General features: G+C 55.1%; 13 protein-coding genes and 1 tRNA gene. All 14 read left to right on the top strand.

The genetic code is table 11. The features are described 5' to 3' along the window. On the top strand, window positions 1–88 hold an 88-nt coding region (locus GXP58_02785; protein ID NOY52528.1), incomplete at its 5' end, for an elongation factor Tu. A 90-nt stretch (window positions 89–178) separates the two neighbouring features. Next, complete coding sequence (gene rpmG, locus GXP58_02780) at window positions 179–331, top strand: 50S ribosomal protein L33 (protein ID NOY52527.1); 153 nt, start codon at window positions 179–181, stop codon at window positions 329–331. Between the two features lie 25 nt (window positions 332–356). Continuing rightward, window positions 357–432 (top strand) — tRNA-Trp (locus tag GXP58_02775). A 56-nt stretch (window positions 433–488) separates the two neighbouring features. Further along, entirely contained in the window at window positions 489–674 is a 186-nt protein-coding gene (gene secE, locus GXP58_02770) for a preprotein translocase subunit SecE (protein NOY52526.1), read from the top strand. A 90-nt stretch (window positions 675–764) separates the two neighbouring features. After that, on the top strand, window positions 765–1,298 hold the full coding sequence (nusG, locus tag GXP58_02765) for a transcription termination/antitermination factor NusG (protein ID NOY52525.1): 534 nt from the start codon (window positions 765–767) through the stop codon (window positions 1,296–1,298). Between the two features lie 4 nt (window positions 1,299–1,302). Further along, a complete protein-coding gene (gene rplK / locus GXP58_02760; GenBank protein ID NOY52524.1) occupies window positions 1,303–1,719 on the top strand; it encodes a 50S ribosomal protein L11 in 417 nt (138 codons plus the stop codon). A gap of 12 nt (window positions 1,720–1,731) precedes the next feature. Then, window positions 1,732–2,436, top strand: a complete 705-nt coding sequence (locus GXP58_02755; GenBank protein NOY52523.1) for a 50S ribosomal protein L1 — start codon at window positions 1,732–1,734, stop codon at window positions 2,434–2,436. 236 nt (window positions 2,437–2,672) lie between these two features. Next, on the top strand, window positions 2,673–3,191 hold the full coding sequence (gene rplJ, locus GXP58_02750; GenBank protein NOY52522.1) for a 50S ribosomal protein L10: 519 nt from the start codon (window positions 2,673–2,675) through the stop codon (window positions 3,189–3,191). Between the two features lie 271 nt (window positions 3,192–3,462). Beyond that, on the top strand, window positions 3,463–3,840 hold the full coding sequence (rplL, locus tag GXP58_02745; protein ID NOY52521.1) for a 50S ribosomal protein L7/L12: 378 nt from the start codon (window positions 3,463–3,465) through the stop codon (window positions 3,838–3,840). A 234-nt stretch (window positions 3,841–4,074) separates the two neighbouring features. Further along, window positions 4,075–8,037, top strand: a complete 3,963-nt coding sequence (gene rpoB / locus GXP58_02740; GenBank protein ID NOY52520.1) for a DNA-directed RNA polymerase subunit beta — start codon at window positions 4,075–4,077, stop codon at window positions 8,035–8,037. A 106-nt stretch (window positions 8,038–8,143) separates the two neighbouring features. Beyond that, on the top strand, window positions 8,144–12,265 hold the full coding sequence (gene rpoC / locus GXP58_02735) for a DNA-directed RNA polymerase subunit beta' (GenBank protein ID NOY52519.1): 4,122 nt from the start codon (window positions 8,144–8,146) through the stop codon (window positions 12,263–12,265). 229 nt (window positions 12,266–12,494) lie between these two features. Continuing rightward, a complete protein-coding gene (locus tag GXP58_02730; GenBank protein NOY52518.1) occupies window positions 12,495–12,869 on the top strand; it encodes a 30S ribosomal protein S12 in 375 nt (124 codons plus the stop codon). Window positions 12,870–12,889: 20 nt separating this feature from the next. Next, complete coding sequence (rpsG, locus tag GXP58_02725) at window positions 12,890–13,360, top strand: 30S ribosomal protein S7 (GenBank protein ID NOY52517.1); 471 nt, start codon at window positions 12,890–12,892, stop codon at window positions 13,358–13,360. A gap of 56 nt (window positions 13,361–13,416) precedes the next feature. Continuing rightward, entirely contained in the window at window positions 13,417–15,507 is a 2,091-nt protein-coding gene (gene fusA / locus GXP58_02720) for an elongation factor G (GenBank protein NOY52516.1), read from the top strand. Window positions 15,508–15,628: the final 121 nt, after the last annotated feature.

Below are 15,628 nucleotides of genomic sequence, written 5' to 3'. Positions count from 1 at the left end.
GATTGCGATGGAGAAGGAACTTCGCTTCGCCATCCGTGAAGGGGGACGGACCGTCGGTGCCGGCGTCATCAGCGAAATTATCGAATAAAGGGCCGACGGCAGCGTCACGGAACCGTCTGAAAGTGTTGATGGAGGCCCTCCCCGGTCTGGAGAGCGGCGGGAAGAACTGAGGAATTGCATGCGAGATATCATTACTCTGGTTTGCAGCGAGTGCAAACAGCGGAATTACACAACGACGAAAAACAAGAAGAGTACACCGCAGAAGCTAGAATTTAAGAAGTACTGCCGTTTCTGCAGGAGCCATACCCTGCACAAGGAAGGCAAAAAGTAGCGGGCGCTGTGATGCAGGATCCGGAAGGCCAGTAGCTCTAACGGTAGAGCACCGGACTCCAAATCCGGGTGTTGGGGGTTCGAATCCCTCCTGGCCTGCCAGTAACCGATGTGAGAGTCATGAGGGCTCTCCCTGTTTTTCCTATAGAGGGTGATCCGTGTTTGGAAATATTCGAACATTTCTGGATGATGTCAAGATCGAGATGAAGAAGGTGACCTGGCCGACGATGAGCCAGACGAAGGGATCGACGGTGGTGGTCATCCTGACGGTCATTGCGATTGCGATCTATTTTGGTGTGATCGATTTCTTTTTATCTAAAATGATCCATTTCGTTCTCGGTTAGTGGGTGCACCGCAGGTTGAGGGACTGGGAAAGACCGGGTATTCAACGGCAGGGATGGACTTTTACGAAGCCGTCATATATTGGAGTGTTCATGGAGAATCAGTGGTATGTCGTACATACCTATTCGGGATTTGAAGGGAAGGTCAAGGAGCATATCCTCAAGAAGGTGGAGTCCCTGGGATGGGAAGAGAAGATCTCCGAGGTAATCATTCCCACGGAAGAGGTGACGGAACTCCGGGACGGCAAACGGCGCAAGTCATCGAGGAAATTTTTCCCCGGTTATATTCTGGTTAAGATGACGGTAACCGATGAGACCTGGCACCTGATCAACGGGACGCCCAAGGTGACCGGTTTTCTCGGGGGGACCAAGCATCCAACCCCCTTGAACGAGGGAGAGATGCAGGAGGTCCTGCATCAGATGGATACCGGAACGGTCCGGACCGCCTCAAAGAGTTCTTTCGAGGAAGGGGAGACGGTGCGGATTGTCGATGGTCCTTTTGTGAATTTCAACGGAACGGTGGAGGAGGTCCACCCCGATCAGGGAAGGCTGCGGGTGATGGTCAGCATCTTCGGTCGTGCCACGCCTGTGGAGCTGGAATTTCTGCAGGTAGAGAAGGAGAAATAAGGCAATGGCAAAGGAAGTGATTGGAAAGATCAAGCTACAGGTCCCGGCCGGAGCGGCCAATCCCTCCCCGCCTGTCGGCCCTGCCCTGGGCCAACATGGGGTCAACATCATGGAGTTCTGCAAGGCTTTTAATGCCAAGACGCAGGATCAGCCGGGGATGATTATTCCCGTTGAAATCTCCGTCTATGCCGACCGGACTTTTTCGTTCATTACCAAAACGCCTCCGGCGGCGGTCCTGTTGAAGGCCGGGGTCGACAAGGGGTCGGGAGAACCCCATATCAAGAAGGTGGCGAAGGTGAGTCGTGACGAGATCCGGAAGATTGCCGAGTTGAAAATGCCCGACCTGAACGCCAACGATATTGAAGGGGCGATGCGGATCATTGAAGGAACCGCCCGAAACATGGGCATCGAGGTAGGATAGGAGTATATAGAGATGAGCAAACAAGGGAAAAAAATGGATGCGGTCCGGGAAAAGGTGGAGCAGGGGAAGGCTTATCCTTTAAAAGAGGCCTTGGAACTTGTTCGGGAGACGAAACGGGCTGCCTTCGACGAGAGTGTTGATGTTGCCGTCCGGTTGGGCGTCAATCCGAAACATTCCGATCAGATGGTCCGGGGGGCGGTTGCATTGCCGCACGGGACGGGGAAGACGACGCGGGTTCTTGTCTTCGCCAAGGGAGAAAAGGAAAAGGAAGCCGGCGATGCGGGGGCGGATTACGTGGGTGCGGAAGATCTGGCGGCCAGGATTAAGGAAGGGTGGCTCGAATTTGATCGTATTATTGCCACCCCGGACATGATGGGTGTTGTCGGTCCCCTCGGCAGAATTCTCGGTCCCCGCGGGTTGATGCCGAATCCGAAATTAGGGACGGTGACCTTCGACCTTGCACGCACGATCCAGGAGATCAAGGCGGGGAAGATTGAGTTTCGCACCGAAAAAGCCGGGATTATTCATGCCGCCATCGGGAAGGTCTCCTTTGATGCGCAAAAACTCTATGAAAATGCAGGGGCTCTTTTTGAAATCCTCTACAAACTGAAACCGTCGAGTGCCAAGGGGCAGTACATGAAGGGTGTGGTCATTTCCACGACCATGGGACCCGGGATTAAGATTGATACGATAGAAATTGCAAATTCCTTCAGTTGATTTTTTTTGGAGGCACGGCACAAGTGCCGTGCCTCCAAAAAAAAATACTGTCAGAGACAGCAGGTGAGATCCGAAGAGGTTTCTTAATGGGATTCATCCGGCCTGCCGAGGCAGACAGAAGCAGCTTCGCTGTAATGCGCGGAATCCGGTTCTGTCCTCTGACTGATGCACAGGCATATAGATCGCATCATTAAGATCGGTCTGTGAACAGATTAAGAGGAAAGGAGGAAGAATCGTTGAATCGAACGGAAAAAGAAGAAGTCGTAACCCGGGTTCGGGAAAAGTTTTCAAAAGCCAGGATCGGTATTTTGACGGGCTATCGTGGAATGACGGTTGCCGAGATGACCGATCTTCGCAGAAGGCTTCGGGACGTCTCGGTGGAGTATCGGGTCATTAAGAACAATCTGGCCAGGATTGCATCCGAAGGGACCTCTCTGGAGTCCCTCCGGGATCATTTCTCGGGACCGACCGCCATTGCCTTGAGCTACGATGATGTCGTGGCGCCTGCGAAGATTTTAAACAATGCACTCAAGGATTTCAAGAAGCTGGAGATCCTGGCGGGAACCATGGATGGGAACCTTCTGAGCCGGGATGAAATTAAGCGGATTGCTCTGCTCCCGTCACGGGACGAGCTGCTCGGCATGTTCCTGCGGGTTCTGCAGGCCCCGGTGACCGGTTTTGCCACGGTGCTCGCTGCACCGATCAGGGATCTGGCGGGTGTGTTGAATGCTGTAAAAGATCAAAAAGCAGCATAACATACAACGGCCCGGCAAAAAGGCTGTCTTGCAAGTAAGATGAAGTCGTAAAAAGTCGTTTTCCGGTTCCGGATTCCGTTCATGGTTCGACAGGCTTCCGAGCATGGTGAGCTTGCCGAACCACACGAACGGAATATCAATAACTTACACCGTTCGCCCTGAGCCTGTCGAAGGGCTTCGTGACTTTTTACGAGACCATCAAGTAACAAGTAAAAAAAAATCAAAGATGATGTCGGCTGTCCGGCCGGAAACAATTTTGGAGGATATGATCATGGCGGTAACCAAAGAAGATGTGATGAGCTTTATTGAAAGTGCAACGATGCTGGAGATCTCCGACCTGGTCAAGGAGATCGAAGAGAAGTTCGGTGTCTCCGCAGCGGCGCCGGTGGCCGTGGCTGCGGTTGGGGCCGTCCCCGGAGCGGAGGCCGCGGAAGAGAAAACGGCTTTTGATGTCATCCTGGCGAGCTTCGGCGAGAAGAAGATCCAGGTTATCAAGGAAGTGCGCGCCATTACCGGGCTGGGCCTGAAAGAGGCCAAAGAGCTGGTCGAAGGGGCACCCAAGGCGGTCAAGGAAGGTGTCACCAAGGAAGAGGCGGACGAGTTGAAGGAAAAACTCGAAGCGACCGGTGCAACCGTGGAAATCAAGTAACGACTTCCGATCGGCGGGGCGGCTCCGGCCGCTTCGCCGGTTTTGTAACTTCACATCCTTTCAAACGATCTACAGGTCTGAGATGTTCGGTGTTTGTCAACGGAACAACAGGCTTCCCGCAATAGAGGATACAGCGATTAATCCATCGTCCGATACTTCCAGGAAAGATTGCGCAGCGATTCAACAGGGACGTTGAAAAGATAGAATGTAACTTTCATTGATTAGGAGTCCCCCATGCCAAAGATTAGCAAACCGAGTCTCCGGGTCCGAAGGAATTTTTCCAAGATTCCGGCGGCCATGGATGTTCCGGATTTGATTGAGGTCCAGAAACGTTCCTACAGTCTTTTTTTGCAGGATCATCTCTCTTCGGACAAACGGGAGGCTACCGGTCTTCAGGCGGCCTTTGAGAGTGTCTTTCCCATCTCCGATTTCAACGAGACCCTCTCTCTGGAATTCGTCGATTACTCTCTGGGGGAGCCCAAATACGACATCCTGGAGTGTCTTCAGCGGGGAACGAATTATGCGGCCCCTCTGCGGGTTCGCGTCCGGCTGATTGTTTACGACCTGCCGGAAGAGGGGGAGGGGAGCAAGTCGGTCCGGGACATCAAGGAACAGGAGGTCTACATGGGGGAGATCCCCCTGATGACACCCAACGGGACCTTTATCATTAACGGGACGGAACGGGTGATCGTGACCCAGTTGCACCGATCGCCGGGGGCTTTTTTCAGTCACGACAAAGGGAAGGCGGCCTCCCCGGACAAGTATCTCTATACAGCCCGGATTATTCCCTATCGAGGCTCATGGCTCGATTTTGAATTCGATGCCAAAGATCTCCTCTATGTCCGGATCGACCGGAGACGGAAACTGCCGGCTACCATTCTCCTCCGGGCGTTGGAATACAGTACCGAGGAGTTGCTGCGGATCTATTACCATGTGGAGAAATTTCATGTGGGTGAGAAACGGGTTTTGGTAAAAGAGGTCAACCCGGATACCCTGAAGGGGACGACCTCGACCTCCAATATCTATGCTCCGGGGACCCGGAAGATCCTGGTCAAGGAAGGACACAAGTTTACGAAGATCGCCCTGAAGCGGATTACGGAATCGGGACTCAAAGAGATCAAGGTGACTCCGGAAGAACTGGTCGGCCGTGTCGTACTGGGTGATATCGTCGACCCCGGGACCGGCGAAGTCCTTGTGGAGGGGAATACGGAGCTGACGGAGGAGACGGTCGGTTTGTTGCTGGAGAAGAACGTCCGGGAGTTTGAACTCCTCTTCATGGACAACGTTCATGCCAGTTCGGCTCTCAGGGATACCCTCGCCCATGACAAGATTTCCACCCCCCAGGAGGCGATGATCGAAATCTACAAGCGGATGCGTCCCGGTGAGCCGCCGACGCTCGATACGGCCCGCGACCTCTTTCATAATCTTTTCTTTAATCCTCGCCGCTACGATCTTTCCCCGGTCGGACGTCTGAAGATGAACCACAAACTTGGTTTCGATATCCCCATGACGACCCGGACCCTGACCAAGGAGGATATCATCGGGACGGTCAAACACCTGATTGACCTGAAAAACGGCGTGGTCTCCGTGGATGATATTGATCACCTCGGAAACCGGCGGGTCCGCTCCGTGGGAGAACTCCTGGAGAACCAGATCCGAATCGGGCTGGTCCGGATGGAACGGACGATTCGGGAACGGATGAACCTTCAGGATTCCGAAACGGTTCTGCCGAAAACGCTGATCAATGCCAAACCGGTTTCGGCCGCAATCAAAGAGTTCTTCGGGAGCAGCCAGCTTTCCCAGTTTATGGATCAGACGAACCCCCTCTCCGAGATTACTCACAAACGAAGACTTTCCGCCCTTGGGCCGGGAGGGTTGACCCGGGAACGGGCGGGGTTTGCCGTCCGTGACGTTCACCCGACGCACTACGGCCGGATTTGCCCGATTGAGACGCCGGAAGGTCCGAACATCGGGCTTATCACTTCGCTCTCCACCTATGCACGGGTCAGTGATTATGGGTTTATTGAAGCGCCCTTTCGGAAGGTGGTAGAGGGAAGAGCCACCAGCCAGGTCGATTACCTGACGGCTCTCGAAGGAGAGAAGTATGTGATTGCTCAGGCCAATACCCCCCTGGACGAAGATGGGAAGATCTCCGTGGAACTGGTCTCTGCTCGGTCCAAAGGTGATTTCCTCATGGTTCCTCCGGAACAGATCGATTATATGGATGTTTCTCCGAAACAGATGGTCAGTGTGGCCACGTCGTTGATTCCCTTTCTGGAACATGATGATGCCAACCGTGCTCTCATGGGATCCAATATGCAGCGTCAGGCCGTGCCCCTCCTCAAGACGGAAGCACCAATCGTCGGGACCGGGATGGAGGCGATTGTGGCCCGTGATTCCGGTGCGGTTTCCATTGCCCGGCGGAGCGGGGTCGTCGACTATGTCGATGCCGAGAAGATCGTCGTCAAGACGATCAGGGAGAAAAAAGGAAAAGAGAGCGTGGGGACGAGCCGTCTCGACATCTATAATCTTCTGAAGTACAAACGTTCCAACCAGAATACCTGTATCAACCAGAAACCGATTGTCAAGAAGGGCGATCGCGTTGCACAGGGGCAGATTATCGCCGATGGTCCCGCAACCGAACAGGGAGAACTGGCCCTGGGACAGAATGCCCTCGTAGCCTTCATGCCCTGGCGCGGGTACAACTATGAAGATGCGATCCTGATCAGTGAGGAAGTGGTTCGGGAGGATCGTTTCACCTCGATCCATATTGAAGAGTTCTCTATTGAAGCCCGGGACACGAAACTGGGGCAGGAGGATGTGACGCGGGATATTCCCAATGTCAGTGAAGAGGCGCTCAGAAATCTTGATGAGAGTGGAATTATTCGTGTCGGGGCGGAGGTCAAGCACGGGGATATTCTCGTAGGAAAAGTGACCCCCAAGGGGGAGACCCAGTTGACACCGGAAGAAAAACTGCTCCGGGCCATCTTCGGAGAGAAGGCCGGTGATGTCCGGGATGCCTCTCTCAAAGTGCCGCCTGGCATTGCAGGAACGGTTGTGGATGTAAAAGTTTTTGTCCGTCGGGGAGTCGAGAAGGACGAACGGGCTCTCAGTATCGAGAATGAGGAGATCGAGCGGATACGAAAGGATTATGAGGAGGAACTGCGGATTATTGAGGAAGAGCATCTTTCCCGGAAACGGAGCCTCCTGGTCGGTTACAAGGTCCGGGAGTCGATTCGGGATGAAGCGTCCGGAAAGGTCCTGGTAAAGAAGGGCGGAAGTCTGTCGGCTGATCTGATCGAGTCGCTTCCTCTGAAGGTATTCGGCGGGATTGAGGTGGCGGCGGATGACAGTTTGAACGAGAAGCTTGAAGAGCTGGAAGATGGATACCGGCGCAGCCTGGACGATGTTCACGGGTACTATGATGAAAAAATAAACCGCGTCCGGAAGGGGGATGAACTCCCTCCGGGTGTGATCAAGATGGTCAAGGTCTATGTAGCGATGAAGCGGCGCCTCTCGGTGGGTGACAAGATGGCCGGTCGTCATGGGAACAAGGGGGTGGTCTCGAAAATCCTGCCGGTGGAAGATATGCCCTATCTGCCCGACGGAACGCCGGTGGATATCGTCTTGAATCCCCTGGGTGTGCCTTCCCGTATGAACATCGGCCAGGTACTGGAGACCCATCTCGGATGGGCGGCGAAGGCCCTGGGGATTCATATTGCAACACCGGTCTTCGACGGGGCTACGGAGACGGAGATCAAGGCATTGCTTCGGGAGGCGAATCTGCCGGAACGGGGCCAGACTCTCCTCTATGACGGGAAGACGGGAGAGCCCTTTGATCAGGAGGTCACCGTCGGCTGCATGTATATCATCAAACTGCACCACCTGGTGGACGACAAACTCCATGCCCGGTCAATCGGTCCCTACTCCCTGGTGACGCAGCAGCCTCTGGGAGGGAAGGCACAATTCGGCGGGCAGCGATTGGGAGAGATGGAGGTCTGGGCGTTGGAGGCCTATGGGGCCGCCCACACCCTGCAGGAATTTCTCACTGTGAAATCGGATGATGTTCCCGGCCGGACCCGGATTTATGAATCGATTGTCAAGGGACAAAATACCTTGGAATCGGGTCTCCCGGAATCCTTCAACGTCCTTGTGAAGGAGCTGCAGAGCCTCTGCCTCGACGTAGAACTCATTTAAACGGCAGGGCTCCGGGAATCGGGACATGATGCGTCGGCCTTTAATCAGGGGGCAGGGCGGCGGAAGGTTCCGGGGGTCGGTCCCTGCATGTTTGGGAGGAAGTGCATTGAAAGAATTGATGAACCTGTTTGAGAAGCCGAAGAGCACGGTCAGTTTTGAGCAGATCCGGATCGGGATCGCCTCACCGGACAAGATCCGCTCCTGGTCGCACGGGGAGGTAAAAAAACCGGAGACGATCAACTACCGGACCTTCAAGCCGGAGCGGGACGGTCTTTTCTGTGCCAAGATTTTCGGGCCGACCAAGGACTGGGAATGTACCTGCGGGAAATACAAACGAATGAAACACCGCGGCGTCATCTGTGACAAGTGCGGTGTGGAGGTGATCCAGTCGAAGGTCCGCCGGGAACGGCTGGGCCATATCGAACTGGCCTGTCCCGTTTCTCATGTCTGGTTTTTCAAGGCCCTGCCGAGCCGGATCGGGCATCTGCTGAACCTGACCCTGAAGGATCTGGAGAAGGTCCTCTATTTTGAGTCCTACCTGGTCATTGACGAGGGGAACACCCCCTTGAAACCGATGACGGTCCTGACCGAAGAACAATACAGGAATGCCCTGGAGGAATACGGCGAGAGCTTTACGGCCGGGATCGGCGCCGAGGTCATCAAAGAAGCCCTCTCCCGGATTGATCTTGATCAACTTTCCGAAGAACTCCGTGAAGGGGAGAAGACGGTCAAGTCGAAGGCGATCAAGGCGAAGATGATCAAGCGGCTGAAGGTCGTGGAAGCCTTCCGGCATTCCGACAACCGTCCGGAATGGATGATCCTCGATGTGATTCCCGTCATTCCGCCGGAACTCCGCCCCCTCGTTCCTCTCGAGGGTGGACGCTTTGCCACTTCGGACCTGAATGATCTCTACCGCCGGGTGATCAACCGGAACAACCGGCTCAAACGCCTCATGGAACTCAAGGCCCCCGAGGTTATTATCCGGAACGAAAAACGGATGCTCCAGGAATCGGTCGATGCCCTCTTTGATAACGGCCGCCGGGGTCGTATTATCCGGGGACCGAACAAACGGCCCTTAAAATCGCTGAGCGATATGCTGAAGGGGAAACAGGGGCGCTTCCGTCAGAATCTTTTGGGAAAGCGGGTCGACTATTCCGGCCGTTCCGTTATTGTTGTCGGGCCGGAGCTGAAATTGAATCAGTGCGGTCTGCCGAAGAAGATGGCGCTGGAACTCTTCAAACCTTTCATTTTCAACAAGTTGGAAGAGCAGGGGTTGGTGACGACGATCAAGAGCGCCAAGAAGATGGTGGAAAAGATGAACGATGCGGTTTGGGATGCCCTGGACGAGGTGATCAAGGAACATCCGGTGTTGCTCAACCGTGCACCGACACTGCACCGTTTAGGGATTCAGGCCTTTGATCCGATCCTGGTGGAGGGCAAGGCGATCAAGCTCCATCCGCTCGTCTGTGCGGCCTTTAACGCCGACTTTGATGGTGACCAGATGGCCGTCCATGTTCCTCTTTCCGTTGAGGCTCAGACGGAGGCCCGGATCCTGATGCTGTCCATTAATAATATCCTTTCCCCGGCCAACGGAAGACCGATCACCGTTCCTTCCCAGGATATGGTCCTGGGGTGTTATTACCTGACCATTGAGAGAAAGGGTGTTCTCGGCGAGGGAATGCATTTTTCCGGTTTCGATGAACTCCGGATGGCTTACGACGCGAAGAAGGTCTCTCTCCATGCGAAGATCAAGGTGCGGATCAACGGCAAATCGGAAAAGACGACCGTCGGGCGGGCCATGATCGGAGAGATCCTGCCGGAGGGGTTCCCTTTTTCAGCGGTGAATCGTCTCCTGAACAAAAAAGCCCTGGCATCGATCATTGATGATTGCTACCGTTCGGCCGGGCCGGCGAAGACCGTGATCTTCCTGGATCGGCTCAAGGACCTCGGTTTTGAATTCGCGACCTATGCAGGGGTTTCGATCTGTGTGGATGATATGAAGATTCCTTCCAGCAAACCGAAGATTCTTGACCGGGCACTGAAGGATGTCGAAGAGGTTTCCCGACAGTATGCCGACGGTCTGATCACCGACGGGGAGCGCTATAACAAGGTCGTGGATATCTGGGCTCAGGTGACCGATGCCATCTCGGCGGAGATGATGAAGGAACTTCATTCCGAAGAGGATGAGAAGAATCAGACATTGAACCCCATTTTCATGATGGCCGATTCCGGGGCAAGAGGCTCGGCCCAGCAGATCCGGCAGTTAGCGGGGATGCGGGGGCTGATGGCGAAGCCTTCGGGGGAGATCATCGAGACCCCGATCACCTCCAACTTCCGCGAGGGGCTGACCGTGCTGCAGTACTTCATTTCCACCCATGGCGCCCGGAAGGGATTGGCCGATACGGCTTTGAAAACCGCCAATTCTGGTTATCTCACCCGCCGGCTTGTGGATGTGGCCCAGGACAGCATCGTACTCCAGGAGGACTGCGGGACCCTGGACGGGATCGAGGTGACGGCGCTGGTGGAAGGGGGAGAAATTATCGAACCTCTCTACGACCGGATCCTGGGGCGCGTGACGGTGGAGGATGTGGTGGACCGGGACGGCAAGACCGTCGTCAAGGCCAATCGGGAGATCGACGAGAAGATTGCATCCCGTATTATTGATGCCGGGATCTACGCAATGAAGATTCGATCTCCCCTGACCTGTGAAATGCACCGGGGGGTCTGTGCCGCCTGTTATGGGCGGGATCTGGCGCGGGGCAATCGAATCGAGATCGGCGAGGCGGCCGGCGTGATGGCGGCCCAGTCAATCGGGGAACCGGGAACACAGCTGACGATGCGGACCTTCCACATCGGCGGTACGGCGAGCCAGGTCGCGGAACAGACGACCCTGGAGGCGAAGAACAGCGGTGTCGTGGCCTATGAAAATATCAAGACCGTTACCAACAAGGACGGCAAGATCGTCATCATGAACCGGAACGGACAGCTCCTGGTCCTGGACAAGAAGGGGCGGGAAAAGGAACGATACACCGTTGTTTATGGTGCCCTCCTTAAAAAGAAGGACCGGGAAACCGTGAAGGCGGGAGATACCCTGGTCGAGTGGGACCCCTACACGACTTCGATTTTGACCGAGGTCGGCGGCAAGGTCGCCTTCGGTGATATTCAGGAAGGGGTCTCCATGCGGGAGGAAGTGGACGAGGTGACCGGTCTTTCCCGGCGAGTGATTATTGATTACTCCCATACGGATCTTCGGCCCCGCCTTTCCATCAAAGGCGCCGGCGGCAAGACCTTGAAACTGCCGGGGGGGCGGGGCAGTGCACGTTATATCCTTCCGGCGGGGGCGAATATCCTGGTCGAAAAAGGGGACGAGGTTTTTCCGGGCGATGCCCTGGTGAAGATCCCCCGGGAAACGACGAAGACCAAGGATATCACCGGGGGGCTGCCCCGGGTGGCGGAACTCTTTGAGGCCCGGAAACCGAAGGAGCAGGCCGTGATCAGTGAGGTCGACGGGACGGTGAAGGACGGCGGATTTCTCCGCGGGTCCCGGCGCATCCTCGTGGTGACGGAGAACGGGGAAGAACATGAATACAGTATCCCGAGAGGGAAGCATGTCAACGTTCATGAAGGCGATTTCGTCAAGGCCGGCGAGGCCCTGATGGACGGTTCCGCCAATCCGCACGATATTCTCCGGGTCCTGGGGCCGAAGGAACTGCAGAAATACCTGGTGGAGGAGGTGCAGAAGGTTTACCGCCTCCAGGGGGTCTCCATCCATGACAAGCATATCGAGGTTATCGTCCGGCAGATGATGAAGAAGGTTGTGATAGAAGATAGCGGCGACACCGATTTTCTTATCGGAGAACAGGTGGATAAATTCCGCTTTGCCGACAAGAATCAGGAAATGGTCAAGGAGAAAAAACAGCCGGCCAGGGGGCAGCCTCTCCTGCTGGGGATTACCAAGGCCTCTTTGAATACGGACAGTTTCATTTCAGCGGCCTCCTTTCAGGAGACCACCCGCGCATTGACCGAAGCGGCCATCGGCGGCAAAGTGGACGAGCTGATCGGCCTTAAGGAGAATGTTATCATGGGGCGGCTGATCCCGGCGGGAACGGGGACCCAGCTCTATCGTGAAACGGTAGTCAAGGTCGAACAACCGGAGGAACCCGAGGAAGTATCCGAGGGAGCGGAGGCCGGGAACCAGGAGAGCCTGGAAGAAGTCGTCCCGTCATGATGGTTTCGCGGCTTTTATAAACCGGATGATTTGCGAGCCATCCGGGGAAGGTCTTCTGTTTTTCCGTCTAAAAAGCGGAAAAACCTCTTGACATCTCCTCAACAGCTCTGATATATTGCGGAGGTTTTTCGCCTGAGGGGAATGTGCGCAGTATAATTTTCCATACCCTTTGAAAACAAAGGGGATATAAGTCCTGGTTGGGGTCTCCATCAGGGCTGGAGGTGATGAAGTGCCGACCATTAATCAACTGGTCAAAAAAGGAAGAAGCAAAAGCCGGAAGAAGACAAGCGCCCCTGCCCTGCAGGGGAGCCCGCAAAAACGGGGGGTCTGCACGCGAGTTTATACTTCGACCCCGAAAAAGCCGAATTCGGCCCTTCGTAAGGTCGCTCGTGTTCGTTTGACCAACGGCTATGAGGTGACGACATACATCCCGGGAATGGGGCATAGTCTGCAGGAACATTCCATTGTCCTGCTGCGCGGCGGCCGTGTGAAGGACCTGCCGGGTGTCCGGTACCACATTGTCCGGGGGACTCTGGACTCCACCGGAGTGTCCGACCGTCGGAAGGCTCGATCAAAATACGGGGCGAAGCGCCCGAAAAAATAGTGTAAGCGGGAGAAGAGATTATGGCACGCCGAAGAGTGGCCACAAAACGGGAAATATTACCCGATCCGAAATTCCATAACAAGCAGGTGACCCGGTTCATCAATGGATTCATGCGTCAGGGAAAGAAAAGCCTGTCGGAAAAGATCTTCTATGATGCGATGGAAATTATTGAGACGAAGACCGGAGAAGATCCGTTGCAGATTTTCAACAAGGCCATCGACAATGTTAAGCCGATGGTTGAGGTTCGTTCCCGCCGGGTCGGCGGTTCTACTTATCAGGTGCCGGTCGAAGTCCGTGGGGCAAGGCGTCTTGCCCTGAGTCAGAGATGGCTCATCAGTTTTGCCCGTTCAAGGGGAGAGAAAACCATGAAGGAGCGTCTTGCCGGCGAATTGATGGACGCGGCGAAGAATACCGGGGCTTCCGTAAAGAAACGTGAGGATACCCACAGGATGGCGGAAGCGAACAAGGCCTTTGCCCATTACAGGTGGTAATGATGCCCGCAATTGCAGTGCAAAACAGTCAGGAGCAGCATCGGAGGAAACAAGGGTTGGGCAGAGAATATCCTTTATCGAAATATCGCAATATCGGGATTATGGCCCATATCGATGCGGGAAAGACCACGACGACGGAGCGGGTTCTTTTCTATACCGGCATTTCTCACAAAATGGGAGAGGTTCATGACGGCGCCGCCGTTATGGACTGGATGATCCAGGAGCAGGAACGGGGGATTACGATTACCTCCGCTGCGACGGCCTGTTTCTGGCTCGATCATCGGATCAATATTATTGATACCCCCGGACATGTTGATTTTACCATAGAGGTGGAGCGATCTCTGCGGGTGCTGGACGGGGCCATTGCCGTTTTCTGTGCCGTGGGGGGAGTGGAACCCCAGTCGGAGACGGTCTGGCGTCAGGCGGACAAATATGCTGTTCCCCGGATTGCCTTCGTGAACAAGATGGATCGTATGGGGGCCGATTTCGACCGTTGTGTCTCGATGATCCACGGACGTCTCGGTGCGAATCCCGTACCGGTTCAACTCCCCGTCGGCAAGGAAGACAATTTTGCCGGAGTGATCGATCTGGTGATGATGAAGGCCCTCCTTTGGGAAGATGAAGCGGCCTTAGGGCAAATGTTCACGGTGACCGAGATCCCGCCGGAGATGGCTGAGACCGCCGCCGTCAATCGGGAGAAGATGATTGAATCGGTGGCGGAATATGACGAATCGCTGATGAACGACTATATCGAAGGAAAGGAACTGACGGAGGACGCGATCCGCGCCGCCATTCGAAAGGCAACGCTTGATCTGAAGATCGTGCCCGTTCTCTGCGGGTCGGCCTTCCGCAACAAGGGGGTTCAGCCCCTTCTGGATGCCGTTGTCAACTATCTTCCTTCTCCCCTTGATGTTCCCCCCGTGGAAGGTCTCCTTCCCGAGCATAAAGAATCCAAACAGGTGATCCGGAAAGCCGACGATGAGGAGCCTTTCTCCGCTCTCGCTTTCAAGATCATGACCGATCCCTATGTGGGGCAGCTCTCCTTCTTCCGGGTCTATTCCGGAATCCTTGAGGCCGGGGACCCGGTCCATATCTCTTCCTGGGGACGCAAGGAGCGTGTCGGTCGGATCCTCCGGATGCATGCCAACAAGCGGGAGGATATCAAGGAAGTCCGGACCGGAGATATTGTTGCGGCCGTGGGTCTGAACCATTGCAGTACGGGGGACACTCTCTGTGATCCGAAACACCCGATCGTCCTGGAATCCCTTGAATTTCCGGAACCGGTGATCTCCGTCGCCATTGAGCCGAAGACCAAAATGGACCAGGAAAAGTTGGGTGTTTCATTGGCCAAGCTGACCCAGGAGGATCCCTCCTTCCGGGTAACCACGGATCGGGAAACTGGACAGACGATTATCTCCGGAATGGGTGAACTGCATCTGGAGATTATCGTGGACCGGTTGATGCGGGAATTCAAGGTCGATGCCAATGTAGGCAAACCGCAGGTGGCCTACCGTGAATCGATTCATAAAGCGGTGAAAGCGGAAGGGCGTTTCGTCCGACAGACGGGCGGACGAGGCCAGTACGGCCATGTCAATATTCGTCTGGAGCCTCTGGAACCCGGTTCGGGGATTCAGTTCGCGGATGAGACCAAGGGCGGTGTGATTCCGAAAGAGTATATCGGATCCGTCGAGAAGGGAGCGCGGAATGCCCTGGACGGCGGTGTTCTTGCAGGCTATCCCTTGGTGGATGTTCGGGTGGTCCTCTATGACGGCTCCTATCATGATGTGGATTCTTCGGAGATGGCCTTTCAAATTGCAGCCTCCATGGCGATCAAGAACGGGGTCGGCAAAGCGGACCCCTACTTGCTGGAGCCGATGATGTCGGTGGAAGTGGTGGTCCCGGAAGAGTATATGGGGCAGGTCATCGGGGACCTGAACGCCCGGCGGGGGCATGTTCAGGGGATGGAGGCCCGGGCAAATATTCAGGTGATTGATGCCCATGTTCCGCTGGCGGAGATGTTCGGATACTCCACCGACCTTCGTTCAGAGACACAGGGCCGGGCGACCTATACCATGCAGTTTTCCCACTATGCCGAGATTCCCCGGCAGATTGCGGATGAGATTGTCGCGAAGCTGCAAGGAAGATAATAGACAGCTTAAACGGTTTGAACGGATGAGACGGTTTGAACGGTTTGATTTGAATAAGGAGGAAGACCGATGGCAAAGGCAAAATATGAGCGGACGAAGCCCCACGTCAATATCGGGACGA

Source organism: Deltaproteobacteria bacterium (assembly GCA_013151235.1).
Taxonomy (GTDB): domain Bacteria; phylum CG2-30-53-67; class CG2-30-53-67; order CG2-30-53-67; family CG2-30-53-67; genus JAADIO01.
This window is presented reverse-complemented; position numbering and strand designations above follow the sequence as displayed.

Coding starts and splice junctions, on each gene's coding strand:
- GXP58_02755 (NOY52523.1), top strand. CDS start 1,732: ATGAGCAAACAAGGGAAAAAAATGGATGCGGTCCGGGAAAAGGTGGAG.
- rpmG (NOY52527.1), top strand. CDS start 179: ATGCGAGATATCATTACTCTGGTTTGCAGCGAGTGCAAACAGCGGAAT.
- rpoB (NOY52520.1), top strand. CDS start 4,075: ATGCCAAAGATTAGCAAACCGAGTCTCCGGGTCCGAAGGAATTTTTCC.
- rpsG (NOY52517.1), top strand. CDS start 12,890: ATGGCACGCCGAAGAGTGGCCACAAAACGGGAAATATTACCCGATCCG.
- nusG (NOY52525.1), top strand. CDS start 765: ATGGAGAATCAGTGGTATGTCGTACATACCTATTCGGGATTTGAAGGG.
- rplL (NOY52521.1), top strand. CDS start 3,463: ATGGCGGTAACCAAAGAAGATGTGATGAGCTTTATTGAAAGTGCAACG.
- rplK (NOY52524.1), top strand. CDS start 1,303: ATGGCAAAGGAAGTGATTGGAAAGATCAAGCTACAGGTCCCGGCCGGA.